The organism is Streptomyces sp. NPDC102467, assembly GCF_044765445.1.
Taxonomy (GTDB): Bacteria; Actinomycetota; Actinomycetes; order Streptomycetales; family Streptomycetaceae; genus Streptomyces.
The window spans coordinates 287,427-307,157 of record NZ_JBIWKA010000002.1 but is presented as its reverse complement, the minus strand read 5'-3'; the positions used below and the strand labels follow the sequence as shown (position 1 = coordinate 307,157).

The following is a 19,731-nucleotide window of genomic DNA, read 5'->3' as shown; positions in this document are numbered from 1 at the left end:
TCGGACCGGTGGTTCAGGCGGGTTGTGACTCATCGCCGGAGCGCGTCGCGGCGGCGCGCTCCAGGACGCGATCGGCTGCCATCAGGGCGTCGCGCACGGACTGGGTCCCGGTGCTGACGCACAACGTGTAGGTGACGTCGTCGAGCTGCCACCGGAGTTCCTGGGTCGGCCGCTCCGAGAAGCGCAACTGCACGTCGGCATAGCGGCTCAGCAGAGTCCGGATGAACATCGGCTCGGTATTCAGCACGAGGCGCCCCTGTTCGGTTGTCCTGGTGTCCTGGCGTCCCGTGAAACCGGGATCGACGGACACCGACTGCCCAGGTTCTGCCCGGACATGCCTACCGGGCCGCCTGAGTAACCGCTCGGGTGACTGCCCGAGTGATTGCCTTCGTACGTGCGGCCGGGAGATCCGGATGATCAGGCCGCACTGCTCCGGGAGGTCTGCGTCACGCACGTCGCCGCATGTTCCGCGCTGCGCGACAACGGCTCAGCGGCGACGCAGCCGGCCGAGCCACGCGCGGGCCTGCGCCTGCTTGCGGGGGTCCGAGGCCGTGCGCCGCGCCGTCGCGATGGCGCGGCGGCCCTGCGGGGTGCGGCTGTACTGCTTGATCCGGTCGAAAATGCCGGGCATGACGCCTCCATGGTGGTTCGACAAGGGAGCGACCTTGGGTCGCTGCTTCTGTTCCGGCTACCCGTGATGCGGTACGGAACACGAAAGAGGGCACACGGGCGACGAAGACAAGGAACTGACAAGCGTCCGACAAGAGTCCGACGAGGAACGGGAGTTCACATGTTCGCCATCGCCGCCGCTGTGCTGTTCTTCCTGGCGTTCTTGATCAATGCCGCCGACATCTCGACGAACGACGTCTTCACCTCGGTGAACGTCATGCTCCTCGGCCTGACCGCGCTGGCCCTGCACCTGGCGGGAGCCGGCGGCTGGGCACGCACCAGAACGTCACGCCGACGCTGACCTCGCGCCGGAACGGAAAGACCGCCCGTACCCGCGGAAGTCATCGCGAGTGCGGGCGGTCGGCCGGTCAGGGTGTCTGCTGTATCTGCTGAACGTCACGCTCGTCCCAGGCGCTGGTGTCGCGCGGCTCGATGAACAGCTCGTCCTGGGTGGGGTGTCCACCGCTGATCGCCCGTTGCCGGGCGATCTCGGCATCGAACGCGAGGCCCAGCAGGATGGCCAGACTGCTCAGCCACAGCCATACGAGGAAGACGATGACGCCCGCCATGGTGCCGTACGTCTTGTTGTAGGACGCGAACCCTGCCGCGTACAGCGTGAAACCGGCCGAGGCCACGAGCCAGACGACCAGGGCGAGACACCCGCCCGGCGTGACCCAGAGCCAACCGCGTCCCTTCACATTGGGCGCCGCCCAGTACAGCAGGGCGATCATCAGCACCAACAGGACGGCGAGCAGTGGCCACTTGGCGAGTGACCAGACGGTGAGCGCGGTGTCTCCCATCCCGAAGACGGAGCCGACCCGCCGCGCGACCCCGCCCGTGAACACGACGACGAGCGCGCTCAGCGTGGCGAGCAGCATCAGGGCCAGGGTGAGGCCGAGGCGCAGCGGCACGACCTTCCACAGCGGTCGCCCTTCAGGTACGTGGTAGATCTGGTTCGCCGTCCTGATGAACGCGCCCACGTAGCCCGACGCCGACCACACGGCCAGTACCAGACCGGCCACGGCCATCACCGAGCCGGTGCCCGAGTGCCCCTGCAACTGCTTCACGGCATGGGTGAGGATCTCCCGCGCCGCGCCCGGAGCCAGCGACTCCAGGCTGTCCAGAACCTTCTGGGTGGCGGTCTCGCCGGCCACGCCGAGCAGCGCCACCAGGACCAGCAGAGCGGGAAAGAGGGAGAGGACGGAGTAGTACGTCAAAGCGGCCGCACGATCCGCGAGTTCCTCCTTCTGGAACTCGCGGAGACTGCCCCGCAGCACCTGCCCCCACGCGTGCCTGGACAGATCCGCCGGGCTGTCCGGCGCCGCCTCCTCGACCTCGGGGGAGGGGCCGTACTCCGCCGCTTCGTCCGCGTCCGACGCCTCGTCATCGCGCCGTTCAAGGTTGCTCCGCTGCTTCGACATGACTCCCGGATGTCCGCCGGACGGGGATTCAGACCTGTGAACCCACACGTCGTCACAGGCCCCACGGCGTCGGCCCCGAGCCGTCCGCCCAGGCCGCGAGCTCGGAACCGTCCATACAACGGATGCCGCACGCCTGCGCGTACTCCTCGGCCGGCGCCGTGTACTCACTGGTGGTCACCACAGCCGCGAACTGTGCTCCGTGCACGGTCCAGCAGGTGCCGCCGAAGCGCTGGAGGTCCTGGGAGCCGACCTTGTGCGTGGGCCCGTACAACTTGCACTGCACGACGACGCGTCGGCCGTCGGGCGCGGTCGCGAGGACATCGGCGCCGAGGTCGCCCGCGCCGCCCACGATCTCGACGTCCGTGCAGCCGTCCCGTTCGCACAGTGCTGCCACGGCCGCCTCGAAGCCGTCGGGGTCGAGGTCCGTGAAGTCGGGGGCGGGTTCCGGCAGTACGGCGGTGAGGCCGTCCCGGGGCGCGGCGGGGCCCGTCCCGAGGCGGATGGTCTCGTGATCCCGGTCGGCAGCGGACGCTACAGGCGTCTCCTCGATCCGCGCCGACGCGGCGAGCTCGCGGTCGGCCTGGGCCATTCCCGCGCGGGCGGCGCGGCGCAGCTCGCGGGTGCGTGGCATGGCGCGGAACAGGACGTACAGCACGGGTATCGCGAGCAGGGCGAGGAGTACCGCGCCGAGGGGATGTGCGCCGGCCCAGTCGGCGAAGCGTATGAAGAGCAGTACCGTGGCGCAGACCAGGGCACCGACTAAGCCGAGGGCGATGATCGGCCTGGACAGTCGTTCCGTGACCTGAACGTGGCCCGCGGCACTCTTCGTCTTGTGTGTCAGCACTCGGTCTCCTGCGCGTCGTCGCGAATCTCCGTGGACGACGAGTGCCCCGACCTGCTCGTTCCATGATCGACGAGTGCGAATGAGGCTACGCGTGCTCGTACTCGTACTCGTACGAGTGCAGGGTCACAAGAAGTGCTGCACGGTGCGCGTCGCGGCCTCGGCGGCCCGGAAGGCGAGCGGCCGCTCGGCCCAACGAGCGGGATCCACCCGGACGCTGTGGGTGATGTCCTCGTCGTAGTCCGCGTCGAGCGCCGCGGTGAAGGGCTCGTCCAGGACGGCGAGCATGACTTCCTCGTCGTGGTTCATGGAGCGCCGGTTGAGGTTCGACGAGCCGATGAGGGCCGCGTGGCCGTCGACGGTGACGACTTTGCAGTGCAGCATCGTGCGCTGGTACTCGCGGACGATCACGCCGCACTTCAGGAGCCGTTCGTAGTAATGCCGGCCGGCGACGCGGCTGATCTGCTTGTCCGTGTGCGGGCCCGGCACGAGCAGCTCGACCTGCACCCCGCGGCGGGCCGCCTTGCACAACAGCTCGACGAAGTAGTCGTCGGGGGAGAAGTAGGCGGTCGCCAGGCGCAGTCGGTGCCGCGCGGACTCGATCACCACACGGAGCAGTGTCTGCATGTCCTGCCAGCCGAAGCTGGCCGAGCCGCGGACCACCTGAACGATCGCGTCTCCCTGTGCCTCGTGCTCCACGAAGCGGTCGCATGCGTCGAAGAGTTCATTGTGACATTCAGCCCAGTTCTGGGCGAAAGCCGCACAGATCCCGTCGACTGCGGGCCCGCGCACATGGACGTGGGTGTCCCGCCATTCGCGAGGACCACGGGCGTTGCCGCACCACTCCTCCGCGATGCCGACGCCGCCGGTGAAGGCGGTCACCTCGTCCACGACGAGGACCTTGCGGTGGCAGCGGTGGTTCTGCTTCAACGGGGACAGGTGAAGTGGCTTGCGGAACCAGGCGACATGCACGCCCGCCTCGTTCATGAGCCCGAGGAGGCTCTCCTCGATGGTGCGGCTGCCGAAACCGTCGAGCAGCAGCCGCACCCGCAGCCCGGCCCGGGCGCGCTCGGCGAGCGCGAGAGCGAACTCGCGGGCGATGTCACCCCGCCAGTACACGAACGTCATCATGTCGATCGTGTGCCGGGCGCCGCGTATCGCGTCCAGCATGGCGGGGAAGATCTCGTCCCCGTTGCGCAGGGGTACGAGGCTGTTCCCCTCCGTGGCCGCGATCCCGATCAACCGCTCCAGGCGGCGCCGCAGTTGCTGACGGGGATCCGTCGCCGCTCTGCTCGCGGACGTGACTGGAACGGTGCTTACGGGGGACGCAGACATGGGAACTCCGGTTCATCGATGTGTACAGCGTGAGACCGGTGCCCCCTCACAACTCGTTCACGCGGCATCCGACTATGTGTCCGCCCGAACAGGGGCGGTCCGCGCGCCAGGGGACCGTCCGTCGTGTCGTGGCTGTGAGTCGTAACACGGCGCGAGCGGGGCATTCGGACGCCGGGACGGGATACGCGCTTCTCAAGCGGCGCCTGGCTGCCGGGGCGAACGGGCCTCTGCACACCACGAGTTCACAGAACGCGAGAACCATGAAGGTTTGGCCAGAGATTCACGGGCACGCGGGGTGGAGATCGAAATGACAGACACATCAAATCCTTCACAAGACGAGTCCGACGGCACATCGAGGGAACCCGCCAAGAAGGGGAGCGGAACAAGGAGGCGCGCCGCGGCCGAGAAGCCCCGGCCCAGCAAGAGCCTCCGTCCGACCGAGGCGATCCGGGAGGCACGCGAGCAGTTGACGGAGCTGACCGGCAGGCAGGTCGACTCGGTCTCCTCGTTCCGTGCCACCGATGACGGGTGGCTGCTCGAGGTGGAGGTCCTGGAACTGTCCAGGGTCCCCGACACGATGAGCCTGCTCGCCAGTTACGAGGTCGCCCTGGACGACCAGGGCATCCTCACCGGCTACCGGCGGCTCAGGCGCTACGAGCGCGGGCGGTCCGACGACCGCCACTGACCGGCCGCCGCCGGCGGGCGGCGAGCTCCCCGAAAGGCGAATGAAAGGGAGGAGAAGCACATGACAGTCGCAACGACCCAACAGGGTGGTGGAGGCGGCGGGACCAGTGGCCTCTACGACGTGCTCGAGCTGGTCCTCGACCGAGGCCTCGTGATCGACGCGTTCGTCCGTGTCTCACTGGTCGGCATCGAGATCCTGAAGATCGACATCCGCATCGTCGTCGCCAGCGTGGACACGTACCTGCGCTTCGCCGAGGCGTGCAACCGCCTCGACCTGGAGACCGGCAGCAAGAAGCCCTCAGGACTGACGGACATCATCGGCGACACCATGGAGTCCGGCGCCCACGGCAAGACCAAGGGGGCGCTCTCGGGCGCGGCCGAGACCATATCGGACGCCTTCTCGCAGGCCCGCGACGAGAGCCAGAGCGAGTCCCGCCCGCGTCAGCGCCGCGCCTCGTCCAGCCGTCGTAAGGAGGAGCAGGAATGAGCACCTACGTATACGGCATCGCCGGTGCCGACCACCCGAGCCTGCCCGACGGCATGGAAGGCATCGGTAGCCCGGCGCTGACCGTCCGCGTCGTCACGGCCGGCGGCCTCGCCGCACTGGTGAGTGACGCCCCCGAGAACCTGCGGCCCAAGCGGCGCGATCTGCTCGCGCACCAGAACGTCCTGTCCGAGGCCGGCGGTGGAGGCACCGTCCTGCCCATGCGGTTCGGCAGCGTCGCGACGGACGACGCCGCGGTCGCGGCGGCCCTCGAAGAGCGGGTGACGCACTATCAGGAGCGGCTGGCCGCGCTGAGCGAGCGCGTGGAGTACAACGTCAAGGTCCAGCACGACGAAGAGGCGGTACTGCGTACCGTCATGGCGGAGAACGACGACGTGCGGGCTCTCGCGGTGCGCAACCGTGACGCCGGTGGCGGCAGCCACGAGGACAAGCTGCTCCTCGGCGAGACCGTCGCGAAGGCCGTCCAGGCCCGCGAGGCGCAGGACGCCGAGATGGTCCGTACGGCACTCGAGCCGCAGGCCGACGATGTCAGCGAGGCGCCGGGGAGCACCGGCTGGATCACCAACCTCTCCTTCCTCGTGGACCGGGCCTCCTCCGAGCGGCTGCTCGGCGCGATCGAGGAGATCCGGCAGGCGGCTCCCCACCTGGTCTTCCGGGTCAACGGGCCGCTCCCGCCCTACAGCTTCGTGGAGCCGGCCCCGGCGGCCTCCGCCGCGGGATGAGGCACTCATGGGGCTGCTGAGCGAGGTGCTCCTGCTGCCGCTGGCCCCTGTTCGAGGCTCCATGTGGGTTCTCGACCAGGTGGTCAAGGAAGCGGAGAGCCAGTACTACGACCCCTCGGCCATCCAAGCGCAACTGGCCGCCCTGGAGAAGCAGTTGGAGGCGGGCGAGATCGACGAGGAGACCTTCGACCGGATGGAGGACGAGCTTCTCGACCGGCTCGAGGCCGGTCGGAGCAGACAGACAGGCGCGTGACGCCGGATCACACCTAGGCGCGTGAAGCCATACGTGCAGGAACGGACGACACCATGAACCGAACAGCAGTCGGCCTCGCAGTAGGAGCCGGGTACCTCCTGGGACGTACCAAGAAGATGAAGCTGGCCTTCGCCGTCGGCACCATGGTCGCCGGCAAGAAGCTGCAGCTGAGCCCCAAGGCCGTCGTGGACCTGGTCCGCACCCAGTTGGACAAGAACCCGCAGTTCCAGGAGCTCGGCGGGCAGCTGCGCGACGACTTCCGCGGCGTCGGCAAGGCTGCCACCGGTGCGATCCTGGAACGGCAGATGGAGGGCCTGGCCAACAGGCTGCACAGCAGCACGACCGGTGTGCGGGACCGTCTAGAGGGCGGTTCCACGGAGTCCGACAGTGCGGACGACGTCGATGAGCGGGACGACGAGCAGCACGAGGCGCGGGACGACGAGCAGCACGAGGCGCGGGACGAGGCGCAGGACGACGACAAGGCGTCGGCGCAGGACGAAGAGCGGCCGGCGCCCCGCAAGCGGGCGCCCGCCAAGAAGTCCGCGTCGTCCGGTCGGCGGAAGCCGGAGCAGGGCACACGGGCACAGGGGACGACCGCCAAGAAGTCGGCTTCGTCCCGGGCCAAGAAGCCCGCGGGGGCCGCCAGGCGGTCCCCGAGCAGTGGTACGAAGGGAGGCCGGAACAATGGCTGAGCTGCCCAAGGCGAACCCGCTCAAGGACCTCGCGAAGAGTCAGGCGGCCGACCGGCTGAAGGCCGAGGCGCAGGACTACCTCGCCGCCAAGGCGACCCATCTGCTGACCGGCGTCGGCAACAAGCTGGGCCAGACCACGGCCAAGCTCAACGACATCGCCGAAGGAAACAGCCCCGGCTTCGGCAAGCTCGCCATGGACGGCGGCCGCAAGCTCGCCGAGGGCAAGGGCCCGGTGCGTACGGCCGTCGAAACCGGCGCGGGCCACCTCAAGGACAATCTGGTCGACGGGGTGAAGGGAATGTTCGGCAAGGGCGGCAAGGGCAAGTCCAAGTCCGGTGCCGGCCAGAAGCCGACCGTCATCCTGGAGAGCATCGACGTCGGCGTCGACGTCCGCACCGCCTACGACCAGTGGACCCAGTACCAGGAGTTCTCCACCTTCGCGCGGGGCGTGAAGAACTCCAACCGCGCGGACGACGTCACGTCCGACTGGCAGATGAAGATCTTCTGGTCCAGCCGGAGTTGGAAGGCGCACACCACGGAGCAGGTGCCCGACCAGCGCATCAGCTGGAGCTCCGAAGGGGCGAAGGGCACCACGAAGGGCGTCGTCACCTTCCACGAACTCGGTGCGAACCTCACCCGCGTCCTGTTGATCATCGAGTACTACCCCAAGGGCCTCTTCGAGAAGACCGGCAACATCTGGCGGGCGCAGGGCCGTCGTGCCCGCCTCGACCTGAAGCACTTCGCGCGCTTCATCTCGATCAAGGGCGAGGCGACGGACGGCTGGCGTGGTGAGATCCGCGACGGCGAGGTCGTCCGCAGTCACGACGACGCGGTCGCCGAGGAGGAAGAGGAGCGCTCGCAGGACCAGTCCGACGAGCAGTCCGAGGACCAGCCCGACGGCGAGTACGAAGACGAGGACCAGGACGAGGCCCGCGCCGAGGACGGCGAGAGCGAGGAAGAGCCGTCCGAGGACGACGAGTACGCCGACGAGGACGAGCCGGCGTACGAGGACGAGGACGAGGACGAGGAAGCGGGCGCGGAAGCCGAAGTCGACGAGGACGCCGAGGACGCTGAGGACGACGACGTCGAGTACGCCGACGAGGACGCCGAGGCCGACGCCGACGAGGACGAGCCCGCCGACGAGCCCGACCGGCGCGAGCACGCACCCGCCCGGAGTCGCTGATGAGCACAGCAAGCAGGTTCCCCGACTCCCCCCTGAACGGGGGGAGTTCGGGGGCGAACCTCGCGGACATCCTGGAGCGGGTGCTGGACAAGGGCATCGTGATCGCGGGTGACATCCGCATCAATCTGCTCGACATAGAACTGCTCACGATCAAACTGCGCCTGATCGTCGCCTCGGTCGACAAGGCGAAGGAGATGGGCATCGACTGGTGGGAGGACGACCCGTCGCTGTCGTCCGGTGCGCGGCGCAAGGAACTCGCCCGGGAGAACGCCGAGTTGCGGGAGCGGCTCGCAGCCCTGGAGGGCGGGAGCACGTCGTCGCAGGCGCTGGACCCGGCCCGGGAGAAGGAGGAGGAGCCGCACCATGACTGACCTGCGGTACGTCTACGCGGTCTGTGACTCCCTCGACGCCCCGCTCGCGGCGGACCTGACCGGCGTGGGCGAGGCCGTGCCACGGCAGATCCACCATGCCGGTCTGACGGCCGTCGTGAGTCACGTGCCGGCCGAGCAATTCTCCGAGAGCGCGTTGCGCCGGAACCTGGAGAACCTCGACTGGCTCTCCGACACGGCACGCGCCCACCAGGCGGTGATCGCCGCGCTCATGTCGGTCACCAGCCCGCTGCCGCTCCGGCTGGCGACCGTGTTCCGCGACGACAGCGGGGTGCGCGCCATGCTTGAAGAGGAGGAGCAGCGCTTCCGTACCTCCCTCGTGCGCATCCGGGACCGGGTGGAGTGGGGTGTGAAGGTCTTCGTGGAGGAGCAGCCGGCCGAGCCGACTGCCGTCTCCGGTTCCGGTTCCGGTTCCGGTTCCAGGGCAACGGGGTCCGAGAGGCGGGAGCGCGTCACCGCGCAGGCGCTCGGCAGCGGTTCGGGCCGCGACTATCTGCGCCGTCGTCGTGCCGAACGAGACGGACGCGACCAGGTATGGCAACAGGCGGAGACGTTCGCGCAGCAGCTCCACGACCAGCTCGCGCAAGCCTGCGCGGAGACCCGGATCCATCCGCCGCAGAACCCGGAACTGGCCAGGAGCTCGGGACGCAACGTCCTCAACGGCGCCTATTTGGTGGACCGTTCGACGTCGGAGGCGTTCGTGGAACTCGTCGACGCGACCAAGGACACGCAGCCCGGACTGCGCGTGGAACTGACCGGACCATGGGCCGCGTACTCCTTCTCCGCACCGCCCGAGGAACGCGCGGACGAGCCGGGGCCGTCGACAGGTGACACGCGATGACCGTCATCGAGCGACGCGAGGTGGCCCTCGTGGACCTGCTGGACCGGCTGCTCGCCGGGGGAGTGGTCCTCGCGGGCGACGTCACCTTGCGTATCGCGGACGTGGACCTGGTCCGTATCGACTTGAAGGCCCTGATCAGCTCGGTGAACGAGAACGTCCCCTCCCCTTGGGAGAACATCCTGTGAGCCCCTACGACGATACGGGCCGCCCCGGCGCGCCACTGGAGGCCACGGCACAAAGCACGTGCCCGACCTGTGGCGGGCCGGCCCAGGGCCCCGAAGCGCAGCCTCAGGCGCAGCCCGAAGGGGACCCCGGCAGGGAGCCCGAGGTGGGGAAGGGGCGCGGTCGCATCCAGATCGAGCCCGACACGGTGGAGCGGGACCTGATGAAGCTCGTCCTGACCATCATCGAACTGCTGCGACAGCTGATGGAACGTCAGGCGCTGCGCCGCTTCGACACGGGCGACCTGACGGAGGAGCAGGAGGACCGCATCGGCCTCACGTTGATGCTGCTCGAGGACCGGATGACGGAACTGCGCGAGCGCTACGACCTCGGCCCCGAGGACCTCAACATCGATCTCGGGCCCCTGGGCCCGCTGCTGCCGCGCTGAACCCGGCTGCACCCGTCGAGGAGTGGAGAGCGGATGTCGGTCGATCTGTTGGGTTTTCTCGGCGTGGTGGTAGTGGCCTATCTCGTTCCGGGGCCGGATTTCCTGGTCATCGTCCGGTGCGCGGCCGAGAGTTCTTCCAGGGGGCGCGCCGCCGCGCTGGGTGCTCAGGGCGGGCTCTGCGTGCATATGGCTGCCGCGGTGCTGGGGCTGTCGGTGATCGCGGCCCGCTCCGCTCTGATCTTCCAGACCATCAAGTTGCTGGGGGCGGCGTATCTGGTCTACCTGGGCGTGCGAGCTGTGGTGACGGCCAGGCGGGGTGCGGGCGAGCGCGGTGGGGTCCGTGCGCCGAAAGCGCACGGACGCCGTGCGTCGCGCACCCGTCGGCGCTCGGGTTTCGCCGAGGGGTTCCTGACCAATGTGCTCAACCCGAAAGCGGCGCTCTTCTTCCTCAGTGTCCTGCCGCAGTTCGTCGACGGCGACGGTTCCGCGACCCGGCAGATCCTCTTTCTGGGAGCCCTCGACATTGTCATCGGCCTTGTGTACTGGGGTGTGCTGGTCTCCGTGGCCGCGCGGTTGCGGGCACTCCTCGCGCGGCCGGCGATCCGTCGGCGCTGGGAGCTGATGACCGGCTGGCTCTTCATCGGCATCGGCGCGGGCGTGGCGGCGTCATCCTGAAGCCGCGAGCCAGGCGTGGCGGCGAGCAGACGGGTTACCCGCCGCTCATGGAGCAACGACCAATTCCACGGCACGACCACGATGAGGACCGCGACACCAACCGGTTCGGTCCGGACGAACAGGTCGAACAGCGGGCTCCGAAGGCACCGACCGACCTGCCGAAACGGTCATGGACGGCCGTACTCAAGGGCAGCCTGCGGGAGTTCAAGGACGACGAGCTCACCGACCGGGCGGCCGCGCTGACGTACTACGGGGTGCTGTCCCTGTTCCCGGCACTGCTGGTGCTGGTCTCCCTGCTGGGGGTGACGGGCAAGTCCGCCTCGGACAAAGTGCTGTCCAACCTCAAGCAACTGGCGCCCGGCTCGGCCCGCGACATCATCACGCAGGCGGTGGAGCAGTTGCAGGGCAACAGCGGCACCGGCTCCCTGATCGCGATCGTCGGCCTGGTGCTGGCGGTCTGGTCGGCCTCCGGCTACGTGGCGGCGTTCATCCGATCCGCCAACGCCGTCTACGACATTCCGGAAGGCCGCCCTGTGTGGAAGGTCCTTCCGGTGCGCGTGGGGGTGACCGTGGTGCTGATGGTGCTGGCCGCGGTCAGCGCTCTGATCGTGGTGTTCACCGGCGGCCTGGCCCGACAGGCCGGCACCATGCTGGGCATCGGCGACAGCGCGCTGGCGGTGTGGTCGGTCGCGAAGTGGCCGGTCCTCGTCGTCCTGGTCACCATCATGATCGCGATCCTCTACTGGGCCACGCCGAACGCCAAGGTCAGGGGATTCCGGTGGATCACGCCGGGCAGTGTGCTCGCTCTGCTGGTCTGGCTGGCCGCTTCCGCCGGGTTCGCCTTCTATGTCGCCCACTTCGCCTCGTACAACAAGACCTACGGCACGATGGCCGGGGTGATCGTCTTCCTCGTGTGGCTGTGGGTCAGCAACCTGGCCGTCCTGCTGGGCCTGGAGTTCGACGCGGAGACCGCGCGCCAGCGCGCCATCGCCGGCGGTCATCCGCCCGAGGCCGAGCCGTATGCCGAGCCGCGTGACACGCGGGCATGGGACGAGCAGGACAGGCGTCGCATGGACGAGACGTGACGTGACGTAACGAGACGGTGTGATCCGCTGAGCGCTCTTTTCCGAGGTGTAGCTGTTCCCGGTGCAGCTGTTCGAAGTGCCGGCCGCCGAACAGGCCGCGCACCGCCTCCGCCTGGACATCGTCGAACGCGTCCTCGCCCCGCACGGAGGCGCCGAGGCAGGCCGCCCGGCCGGCGCCCTGGTGAGCGTGGCCACCGAGGACGCCCGCAGAGTGGGCGCGCTCAACATGGCCGTGACCCTCGGGGTGGCGGCGGTCGTCGGAGTGGTGGCGGGGGCGGTGCTGCTGCTCCGGGCCTCCCTTCCCCTCGGGCTGCTCGTCCTCGTGGGAGCGCCGGTCCTGATGGTCCTCGGCCACTTCCTCGCGCGCCCCCTGGAGCACCGCAGCGAAGCGGAACAGGAACGCGCCGCGCACGCCTCGGCCGTCGCCGCCGACCTGGTGGCCGGGGTCCGGGTGCTCAAGGGGCTGCGAGCCGAACGCGCCGCCGTCGACCGCTACCGGTCCACCAGCCAGGCGTCCTTGTCCGCGAACCTCCGGGCCGCCCGCGCGGAAGCCCTGCAGAACGGCCTGATGCTGGCCCTCACCGGGGCGTTCATCGCCCTGATCGCCCTCGTGGCCGGGCGACTCGTCCTGACCGGCTCCATCGGCCTCGGCGCCCTCGTCTCCGCGGTCGGCCTCGCCCTCTTCCTGCCGGGACCGATCGGTGTACTGGCCTATGTGGGCGCCGAGTTCGCCAAGGGACGCGCCTCGGCCACCCGGATCGCCGACGTGCCGGCCGCGCCGGGTGAGACCAGCGGCGGCACCGCGGCGCTCGGCGGACCCGCACCCGGCGAACTGCGCCTCGACGGGCTCGGCCACGAGGGGCTCACCGCCGTCGACCTGACCGTGCGCCCAGGCGAACACCTCGGCATCGTCGTCACCGACCCGGCGGACGCGACGACCCTGCTGCGCTGCCTCGCGCGCCGGTGCGATCCGGAGCGCGGCAGCATCACCCTGGACGGCACGCCGGTCACCGAACTCGCTCCCGAGGCCCTGCGCTCGGCCCTCCTGGTGGCCGAGCACGACGCCCAGCTCTTCGACGGCACCCTCCTCGCCAACGTGACCGCGGCCGCGCCCCGGGAGAGCGATCCGGGCCCGCCATGGACGCGGCCGCCGTGGACCAGGTCGCCGCCGTCTTCCCGGCCGGCGTGCACGCCGGGGTCGGCGAGCGCGGCAGCTCGCTCTCCGGGAGCCAGCGCCAACGCGTCGCCCTGGCGCGGGCCCTGGCCGCCGACCGCAGCGTCCTGGTCGTGCACGACCCGACGACCGCGGTGGACGCCGCCACCGAGGCCCGGATCGCCGCCGGTATCCGCCGCGTCCGCGCCGACCGGACGACGCTGCTGGTCACCAGTAGCCCGGCGCTGCTCGCCGCCACCGACCGCGTCGTCCTCATCGAGGGCGGCACCGTCACCGCCGAGGCCCCGCACGAGGACCTCGTACGCGACCATCCCCTCTACCGTGCGGCGGTGCTGTCATGACCACGGTCTCCGCGATACCGGACCTGCCCGACGCCGAGACTCCCGCCGGCGTCCCGGCCGCCACGGACGACGTCAGGGAACTGCTGCCCGTCGCCACCGCCGCCAGGACCCGGGCCGCCCTGCGCGCGCTCGTCCGGCCGGACCGGGCGCGGGCCCTGCTCGGCACCGGGACGCCGACGAGGTACTCGACGACGTGCGGGACTACGTCGTGGCAAACCTCGGTGACCGCGATGCGGTCCTGATCGTCGATGACACCGGCTTTCTGAAGAAGGGCATCCGCTCGGCCGGGGTGCAGCGGCAGTACTCCGGCACCGCGGGACGCACCGAGAACTGCCAGGTCGGGGTCTCCCTCGCCTACGCGTCCGAGCGGGGACGCACGCTGATCGACCGCCGCTTGTATCTACCCATGTCCTGGACGGATGACCGCGACCGCTGCCAGCAGGCGGGCATCGACGACAGTGTCGCCTTTCGCCACGAAGGTGGCGATGGCCAAGGCGATGGTCCGCCGGGCCAACGCCGAGAAAATCCCGTTCAACTGGGTGACCGCGGACGCCTCCTACGGCTTCAGCAAGGGCTGGCGATCCGAGCTCGAGCAAGCGGACGTCTTCCACGTCATGGCCACCACCAGGCACGACACCGTCGTCACCCGCTGGGCCATGGACCATCCCGTCCACGACCTGTTTCCCGGCCTGGCGCGGCAGAAGTGGAAACGCCGGTCCTGCGGCGAGGGAGCCCATGGCCGACGGATCTACGACTGGGCACGCATCGAGGTGCGGCCCTGGCACCGCGAAGACCGCCGGCACTGGGTCCTGGCCCGCCGCAGCGTCAGCAGGCCCGAGGAAATCTCCTACTACATCGCCTCTTGCCCCGCCGACACCACCATGGACGAGCTGATCCGTGTCGCGGGCAGCCGCTGGGCGGTCGAGGAGTGCTTCCAGACCGCGAAGCAGGAATGCGGCCTGGACGACTACCAGGTTCGCCGCTACCCCGGCCGGCACCGCCACATGACCCTGGCCATGGCCGCCCACGCCTGCCTGACCGTCCTGCGGGCCCGCCAGTTGGATACGGAGAAAGCAGAAACGGATCCTCCCAGCTCATCCACCTCAGCCTCGCCGAAATCCGACGGCTGATCACTCGGCTCACCAACCGCCGTCCCACCCCGGTCGATCACATCCTGCACTGGTCACACTGGCGGCGACAGCGCCAACACCAAGCCCGCATCAGCCACTACAAACGACGCGGCCACAGCCCCTAAAAACTGGCCAGCACTCAGGACAAGCACCGTTGCAGTACTAGTCGACCTCGATCCCGTAGTCCTGCAGCAGTGCCTCCAGGCCGCCGCTGTACCCCTTGCCGCCTACGACGAAGTCCCAGTCCCCGCTGGGCCGGTGGCGGAACGAGCCGAGGACGAGTGCCGTCTCGCCGGGGCGGCCGTCGGAGACGTCGAGTGCTCCGATCTCGGTCAGCCGCGGATCCAGCAGGCGTATCCGTGCGTCGGAGAATCCGGCCAGGTCGGCGTCCGGGTTGACCTCCGGGTCGACGGCCGCCACGAGGACGAAGCGGTCGGCGGCCGGTGGCAGACCTTCGAAGGAGACCCGGAGCGCGGCCTTGTCGGAGCCGGCCGGCGGGAGCGCCTGTACCGCACCGTCCGGAGTGCGAGGGTTGTTGTAGAAGACGAAGTGGTCGTCGCTCAGGACGCGGTTGCCGCGGCAGACGAGTGCGCAGATGTCCAGGGCCACCGACCCCGACCACGACATGCCCAACACGTTGTAATCGGCGGGCAGTTGGGGTTCGGGAGCGGCGGCCGAGGGTCTGTCGGCCCGCGTGCCGGGCCGTGGACCCAGTCGCCCGCGCAAGCCGTGCCGGTGCAGGAGGTCGACGAGCTCCTCGCCGGAGATGAGCTCCAGCGGCTTGCCGTTGGCGAACGTGTGGGACCCGGGGCCGAAGCGCGAAGTAGTCACCAGGACACCCTTGTTGGCCCCGGCGTCCTGCACGGTCCCGAACAGATCGCGGACGGCGGTGGGTGGCACCGTGTTGCGGTACCGCTTCACCTGCACGACGATCTTGCCGCCGCGGATCGGGGCGGGATCGAGGGCGTCGACGTCCACGCCCCCGTCGTTCGAGCGCTGGGTGGTGACCGCCTGCATGCCCATGGCCCGGAAGAGTTCGGCGACGAGCGACTCGAAGGCGATCGGGTCCATCGCGTACAGGTCGGGCTCGCCGTCGCCGCCGTGGCTGACCACCCGGTTCCCGGCCTCGTCCGGTCGCCGCGCGGGCCGTACTGAGCTCAACTGGTCCGGCTTCGAAGAGAGTTGACCGCGCAGTCCGTCGCCCAGACAGCTGACCGGGTCGACCTGCGCGAGATGCAGATCCGCGAACGCCGTGCGCGAGGCCATCACCGTGGCCAGCACGATCTGCCCGGGCCGGCCGGTGACGGGATCGTGGTCGTCGACGAAGCCGTTCAACGCCACGGAGTCCAGGGCGCCCGGCTCGTCGGCGGCGAACAGGTCGTGCAGCGCGAGCAGCACGCACTGCGCGACCACCTCCCGGTAGAGCGCGCGGCGCTGGGCCAGCGGGCGCGGACTCTCCTTGTCCTGGTCGAGCGAGGAGACGTACCGCACCGCCTTGGCCTCCGGGACGACGTCGTACCCGGGCAGCTCCCAGTCCAGGACCAGTTGCCCGGCGGCCGCGTCGTACGCGGCGGCGACCCGGCGCGGAAAGCCTTCCGGCCACGCGGTGGAGGCGTACAGCGCCGCCGAGAAGTACTCGACGACGGCATCCGGTTCTCGGCGGCGGACCCCTTCGACCACCGCGGTGACACCCGCGTTGTGCCGGCGCACCTCGGTCCGCCGGGCCGCCGCCCACGCGTCGTACTGGTTCCAGTACGCGGTCAACTCCTGCTGCCGCCGCGCTTCCGCGGCCTGCGCATCGCGCAGATCCCGCTGATACCGCGCGTGCGCCTCGGCCTGGGCCTGGGCGCGGCGGTTCGCCGTCCACCCGTTCTGCGCCTGGTAGCGCAGCGGATCCGGCGGCGGCACAGGGTTCGCCAGTGGCCCCGGCGTGAACGGTTCGATCTCGTCGGTGCGCAGGAGCGAGTCGGCACGGAACGCGGGGGCCCGGCAGCCGGCCGCGAGCAGCCCCTGCAGCGAGGCCACTCGGGCGTCGAGTTCCTCCGTACGACGATGGGCCTCCGCCTGCCGGTACTCCCGGTGGCTCTGCGCGACCCGGCGCTGGTACGCGCGTGCCCGCTGAGCTTCCAGCCTGAGCTGCCTGGCCTCGGCCTCCGACTGACGCTGCTGCTGCCGCTGCATCTCGGCCCAGACGCCGAGGACACCGGTGGAGCGACGACTCATATGTGAAGAACCTCCCCCGCCTGCGCATCACCGTCGACGGACTCACGCTGCCCCCACAGCTGGACGGTGACCTCACAACTTTACCCAGCAATCCCTTCCGCGCATATCCGCCTGTCAAAGGCAACCAGCTCTGGCGGTACGGGATTTCAGGGACCTACGCGGAGAATGAGTACGCGCACTCAGGCCCGTCGGACCTGCCCCGACCGACGAGGGGACGACCATCACCGAGAGGACCCCGCTGCCGTGCCGGCCGCACGCCGCGGTCACGGCCGACTGGCGTACCGCCGCCGCGCGTCTCGGCGAGCCGGCCGCGGCCGTGGCCCGGATCGCCCGGCAGGCCGGGTGACGATCACCCCGCGTACCCTCGTCACGTGCCCGCCTCCCGCCTGCATCGTGTCGCCGTCCTTGTCAGCGAGGGCGCCAAGCCGCTCGACGTCGGTATTCCGGCCCAGGTGTTCACGACCCGCGCGAGCATGCCGTACGAGGTACGGGTGTGCGGGGCGGCGCCCGGCCCGGTGACCGGCGGGGACGGCCTGTCGTACGTCGTCGCCCACGGTCTCGAAGCGCTCGCGTGGGCCGACATCGTCTTCGTCCCCGGCTACCGGTTCCCGGACCGCGACGATCCGCCGCCGGCCGTCGTCGACGCGCTGACCGCCGCCCACGAGCGGGGCGCCCGGCTCGCCGCCATCTCGACGGGAGCCTTCGCGCTCGCCGCCACCGGACTGCTCGACGGCAAACGCGCCACGACCCACTGGCACTACACACGGGCCCTCGCCGCGAAGCATCCGCGGGTGCGGCTCGACGAGAACGTGCTGTTCGTCGACGAGGGCAGCGTGCTGACCTCGGCCGGCGCCGCCTCCGGCATCGACCTGTGCCTGCACATCCTGCGCGGCGACCTCGGCGTAGCGGCGGCGAACCACGCGGCCAGGCGCCTGGTCGCGGCCCCTTACCGCAGCGGCGGGCAGGCCCAGTACGTGCCGCGCAGCGTGCCCGAGCCGCTCGGCGAACGGTTCGCCGCCACCCGCGAGTGGGCTCTGCACCGCCTCGGCGAACCGCTCACCCTGGAGGCGCTCGCCGAGCACGCGGCGGTGTCGCCGCGCACGTTCTCGCGGCGCTTCGTCGACGACACCGGCTACACGCCCATGCAGTGGGTGATGCGGGCCAGGATCGACGTGGCCCGCGAACTGCTGGAGCGTTCGCAGCGCGGCGTCGAGCAGATCGCCGCCGACGTCGGCCTCGGTACCGGCGCGAACCTGCGCCTGCATTTCCAGCGCATCCTCGGCACCACACCGAGCGAGTACCGGCGCACGTTCTCCCGGGGCGAGTAGAACCCGCTGCTCGGTCGCCGGGACCCGTTGGCGGGATCCTTGCGGACCATGGCGATCGTGCCGCTGTCACCGGCGAATGCCGCGCGCGAGTCTTGAGGTGAAGAAGAGGGAAGGGACATTTCTCATGACTCGTATCGCCATTAATGGGTTCGGCCGCATCGGACGCAACGTGCTGCGCGCCCTGCTCGAACGGGACAGCGAGCTCGAGGTCGTCGCCGTCAACGACCTCACGGAGCCCACCGCTCTCGCGCGGCTGCTCGCCTTCGACTCGACGGCCGGCCGGCTCGGCCGCCCGGTGAGCGTCGACGGCAACACCCTGGTCGTCGACGGCCGCCGCATCACCGTGCTCGCCGAGCGGGATCCGGCCCAACTGCCCTGGGCCGACCTCGGCGTCGACCTCGTCCTGGAGTCGACCGGCCGCTTCACGTCGGCCAAGGCCGCCCGGGTGCATCTCGACGCGGGCGCCAAGAAGGTGCTCGTCTCCGCGCCGTCCGACGGTGCCGACGTCACGCTCGCCTACGGCGTCAACACCGACGCGTACGACGCGTCCCTGCACACGATCGTCTCGAACGCCTCCTGCACGACCAATGCCCTTGCCCCGCTGGCCGCCGTCCTCGACGAACTCGCCGGGATCGAGCACGGGTTCATGACGACGGTGCACGCCTACACGCAGGAGCAGAACCTCCAGGACGGCCCGCACCGCGACGCCCGCCGGGCCCGCGCGGCCGCCGTCAACATCGCCCCGACCACGACGGGCGCCGCCAAGGCCATCGGCCGCGTGCTGCCGAACCTCGACGGGAAGCTGTCGGGCGACTCGATCCGGGTGCCCGTTCCGGTGGGCTCGATCGTCGAGCTCAACACGGCCGTCGCGCGGGATGTGACGCGCGACGACGTGCTGGCGGCCTACCGCGCCGCGGCGCAGGGGCCGATGGCCGGAATCCTCGAGTACTCCGAGGACGCGCTCGTGTCGTCCGACATCACCGGCAACCCGGCGTCGGCGATCTTCGACTCGGAGCTCACCCGCGTCGACGGCCGCCACATCAAGGTGGTCGCCTGGTACGACAACGAGTGGGGCTTCTCGAACCGGGTGATCGACACGTTGCAGCTCCTCGCGGGGGAGTGAGAGCCGCACGGTGAGAGTTCGCTTGTTTGTGCGGGCCGAGAACGGCTAACCGCACACCATGGCTACTCAACGAGACAATGAGAACAGGACGAAGACCGCACGGAAGACGACGACCGGCGCAGCGGCCGGTACGGCCGCGAAGGCGGAGGCCGCGGGCCAAAAGGCAGGCCACGCCGCCGAGTCGGCCGGTTCCGAGACCGCCCGCGCGGCGACCGGCGCCGGCCAGGCCGCGGGCCGCGCCGCGCAGACCACGGGCGCCGCTCTGAACAGCGCGCGCGAGGGCGTGACGGCCGCGGCGGGGCAGGTGGCCACGGTGGCCACCACCGCCTGGACCGTGCTGAAGAACCGCAAGATGATCGCGGCCGGGGCCACGGTCGGGGCGACCGCCCTGACCGCGGCGTCCTTCGCGGCCGGACGCCGCGCCGAACGCGGCAACCAGGGCCCGCTGACCCGGCTGACCGGCGGCCGGGTCTGACCGGGCGGCTCAGCGATGACGCCGGGTCAGGT

At 70.1% G+C, this 19,731-nt stretch carries 23 protein-coding genes and 2 pseudogenes; 19 read left to right on the top strand and 6 right to left on the bottom strand.

What is annotated here, in order from left to right:
- Nucleotides 1-13 precede the first annotated feature (13 nt).
- Both ACIREE_RS04520 and ACIREE_RS04515 read right to left on the bottom strand, forming a co-directional pair.
- Complete coding sequence (locus ACIREE_RS04520) at nucleotides 14-310, bottom strand: DUF5133 domain-containing protein (RefSeq protein ID WP_404146081.1); 297 nt, start codon at nucleotides 308-310, stop codon at nucleotides 14-16.
- A gap of 177 nt (nucleotides 311-487) precedes the next feature.
- A complete protein-coding gene (locus tag ACIREE_RS04515; RefSeq protein ID WP_363193562.1) occupies nucleotides 488-631 on the bottom strand; it encodes a hypothetical protein in 144 nt (47 codons plus the stop codon).
- A gap of 159 nt (nucleotides 632-790) precedes the next feature.
- On the opposite strand from ACIREE_RS04515, the gene ACIREE_RS04510 reads away from it, so the two are divergent.
- On the top strand, nucleotides 791-970 hold the full coding sequence (locus ACIREE_RS04510) for a hypothetical protein (protein ID WP_404146078.1): 180 nt from the start codon (nucleotides 791-793) through the stop codon (nucleotides 968-970).
- A 67-nt stretch (nucleotides 971-1,037) separates the two neighbouring features.
- Here ACIREE_RS04510 and ACIREE_RS04505 read toward each other — a convergent pair whose 3' ends face one another.
- The 3 genes from ACIREE_RS04505 to ACIREE_RS04495 form a co-directional block, all read right to left on the bottom strand.
- On the bottom strand, nucleotides 1,038-2,090 hold the full coding sequence (locus tag ACIREE_RS04505; RefSeq protein ID WP_404146075.1) for a YihY/virulence factor BrkB family protein: 1,053 nt from the start codon (nucleotides 2,088-2,090) through the stop codon (nucleotides 1,038-1,040).
- 52 nt (nucleotides 2,091-2,142) lie between these two features.
- Nucleotides 2,143-2,880 (bottom strand): restriction endonuclease, encoded by a 738-nt coding sequence (locus ACIREE_RS04500; RefSeq protein WP_404146822.1) that lies wholly within the window; start codon nucleotides 2,878-2,880, stop codon nucleotides 2,143-2,145.
- Nucleotides 2,881-3,057: 177 nt separating this feature from the next.
- On the bottom strand, nucleotides 3,058-4,266 hold the full coding sequence (locus ACIREE_RS04495; protein WP_404146073.1) for a phosphatidylserine/phosphatidylglycerophosphate/cardiolipin synthase family protein: 1,209 nt from the start codon (nucleotides 4,264-4,266) through the stop codon (nucleotides 3,058-3,060).
- 307 nt (nucleotides 4,267-4,573) lie between these two features.
- Here ACIREE_RS04495 and ACIREE_RS04490 point away from each other — a divergent pair, with 307 nt between their 5' ends.
- The 15 genes and pseudogenes from ACIREE_RS04490 to ACIREE_RS04420 form a co-directional block, all read left to right on the top strand.
- Nucleotides 4,574-4,951: a gas vesicle protein gene (locus ACIREE_RS04490; RefSeq protein WP_404146070.1), complete on the top strand. Its 378-nt coding sequence runs from the start codon at nucleotides 4,574-4,576 to the stop codon at nucleotides 4,949-4,951.
- A 60-nt stretch (nucleotides 4,952-5,011) separates the two neighbouring features.
- Complete coding sequence (locus ACIREE_RS04485; protein ID WP_404146067.1) at nucleotides 5,012-5,437, top strand: gas vesicle structural protein GvpA; 426 nt, start codon at nucleotides 5,012-5,014, stop codon at nucleotides 5,435-5,437.
- Nucleotides 5,434-6,177, top strand: coding sequence for a GvpL/GvpF family gas vesicle protein (locus ACIREE_RS04480; protein WP_404146065.1), 744 nt, complete (start codon nucleotides 5,434-5,436; stop codon nucleotides 6,175-6,177). Before ACIREE_RS04485 ends, ACIREE_RS04480 begins: the two co-directional genes overlap by 4 nt.
- A 7-nt stretch (nucleotides 6,178-6,184) precedes the next feature.
- Entirely contained in the window at nucleotides 6,185-6,430 is a 246-nt protein-coding gene (locus tag ACIREE_RS04475; protein ID WP_404146062.1) for a gas vesicle protein GvpG, read from the top strand.
- Between the two features lie 53 nt (nucleotides 6,431-6,483).
- Nucleotides 6,484-7,122, top strand: coding sequence for a DNA primase (locus ACIREE_RS04470; protein ID WP_404146059.1), 639 nt, complete (start codon nucleotides 6,484-6,486; stop codon nucleotides 7,120-7,122).
- On the top strand, nucleotides 7,115-8,305 hold the full coding sequence (locus tag ACIREE_RS04465) for an SRPBCC family protein (protein WP_404146056.1): 1,191 nt from the start codon (nucleotides 7,115-7,117) through the stop codon (nucleotides 8,303-8,305). The genes ACIREE_RS04470 and ACIREE_RS04465 overlap by 8 nt, the downstream gene beginning before the upstream one ends.
- Nucleotides 8,305-8,676, top strand: coding sequence for a gas vesicle protein (locus ACIREE_RS04460; RefSeq protein ID WP_404146053.1), 372 nt, complete (start codon nucleotides 8,305-8,307; stop codon nucleotides 8,674-8,676). Before ACIREE_RS04465 ends, ACIREE_RS04460 begins: the two co-directional genes overlap by 1 nt.
- Nucleotides 8,669-9,535 carry a GvpL/GvpF family gas vesicle protein gene (locus ACIREE_RS04455; RefSeq protein ID WP_404146050.1) on the top strand — a complete coding sequence of 289 codons (867 nt, stop codon included), beginning with the start codon at nucleotides 8,669-8,671 and terminating at the stop codon, nucleotides 9,533-9,535. The genes ACIREE_RS04460 and ACIREE_RS04455 overlap by 8 nt, the downstream gene beginning before the upstream one ends.
- On the top strand, nucleotides 9,532-9,720 hold the full coding sequence (locus ACIREE_RS04450; RefSeq protein ID WP_404146047.1) for a gas vesicle protein: 189 nt from the start codon (nucleotides 9,532-9,534) through the stop codon (nucleotides 9,718-9,720). The genes ACIREE_RS04455 and ACIREE_RS04450 overlap by 4 nt, the downstream gene beginning before the upstream one ends.
- Before the next feature lie 200 nt (nucleotides 9,721-9,920).
- Complete coding sequence (locus tag ACIREE_RS04445) at nucleotides 9,921-10,145, top strand: gas vesicle protein K (RefSeq protein ID WP_404146819.1); 225 nt, start codon at nucleotides 9,921-9,923, stop codon at nucleotides 10,143-10,145.
- A gap of 33 nt (nucleotides 10,146-10,178) precedes the next feature.
- Entirely contained in the window at nucleotides 10,179-10,820 is a 642-nt protein-coding gene (locus ACIREE_RS04440; protein ID WP_404146044.1) for a LysE family translocator, read from the top strand.
- Between the two features lie 47 nt (nucleotides 10,821-10,867).
- Nucleotides 10,868-11,905, top strand: coding sequence for a YihY/virulence factor BrkB family protein (locus ACIREE_RS04435; protein ID WP_404146041.1), 1,038 nt, complete (start codon nucleotides 10,868-10,870; stop codon nucleotides 11,903-11,905).
- An 82-nt stretch (nucleotides 11,906-11,987) separates the two neighbouring features.
- Nucleotides 11,988-13,420: pseudogene (locus ACIREE_RS04430) on the top strand (ABC transporter transmembrane domain-containing protein); the annotation flags it as partial.
- Complete coding sequence (locus ACIREE_RS04425; RefSeq protein ID WP_404146857.1) at nucleotides 13,417-13,662, top strand: hypothetical protein; 246 nt, start codon at nucleotides 13,417-13,419, stop codon at nucleotides 13,660-13,662. The pseudogene ACIREE_RS04430 and the gene ACIREE_RS04425, both read left to right, overlap by 4 nt.
- Nucleotides 13,590-14,550, top strand: a pseudogene (locus ACIREE_RS04420) (IS701 family transposase); the annotation flags it as partial. The gene ACIREE_RS04425 and the pseudogene ACIREE_RS04420, both read left to right, overlap by 73 nt.
- A 162-nt stretch (nucleotides 14,551-14,712) precedes the next feature.
- Here the strand turns inward: ACIREE_RS04420 and ACIREE_RS04415 are convergent.
- Entirely contained in the window at nucleotides 14,713-16,773 is a 2,061-nt protein-coding gene (locus ACIREE_RS04415) for a restriction endonuclease (RefSeq protein ID WP_404146039.1), read from the bottom strand.
- 371 nt (nucleotides 16,774-17,144) lie between these two features.
- Here ACIREE_RS04415 and ACIREE_RS04410 point away from each other — a divergent pair, with 371 nt between their 5' ends.
- From ACIREE_RS04410 to ACIREE_RS04400, 3 genes are all read left to right on the top strand, one after another.
- Nucleotides 17,145-18,101 carry a GlxA family transcriptional regulator gene (locus ACIREE_RS04410; protein ID WP_404146036.1) on the top strand — a complete coding sequence of 319 codons (957 nt, stop codon included), beginning with the start codon at nucleotides 17,145-17,147 and terminating at the stop codon, nucleotides 18,099-18,101.
- Nucleotides 18,102-18,225: 124 nt separating this feature from the next.
- Nucleotides 18,226-19,224 carry a type I glyceraldehyde-3-phosphate dehydrogenase gene (gene gap, locus ACIREE_RS04405; protein WP_404146032.1) on the top strand — a complete coding sequence of 333 codons (999 nt, stop codon included), beginning with the start codon at nucleotides 18,226-18,228 and terminating at the stop codon, nucleotides 19,222-19,224.
- Nucleotides 19,225-19,282: 58 nt separating this feature from the next.
- On the top strand, nucleotides 19,283-19,699 hold the full coding sequence (locus tag ACIREE_RS04400; protein WP_404146029.1) for a hypothetical protein: 417 nt from the start codon (nucleotides 19,283-19,285) through the stop codon (nucleotides 19,697-19,699).
- Nucleotides 19,700-19,731: the final 32 nt, after the last annotated feature.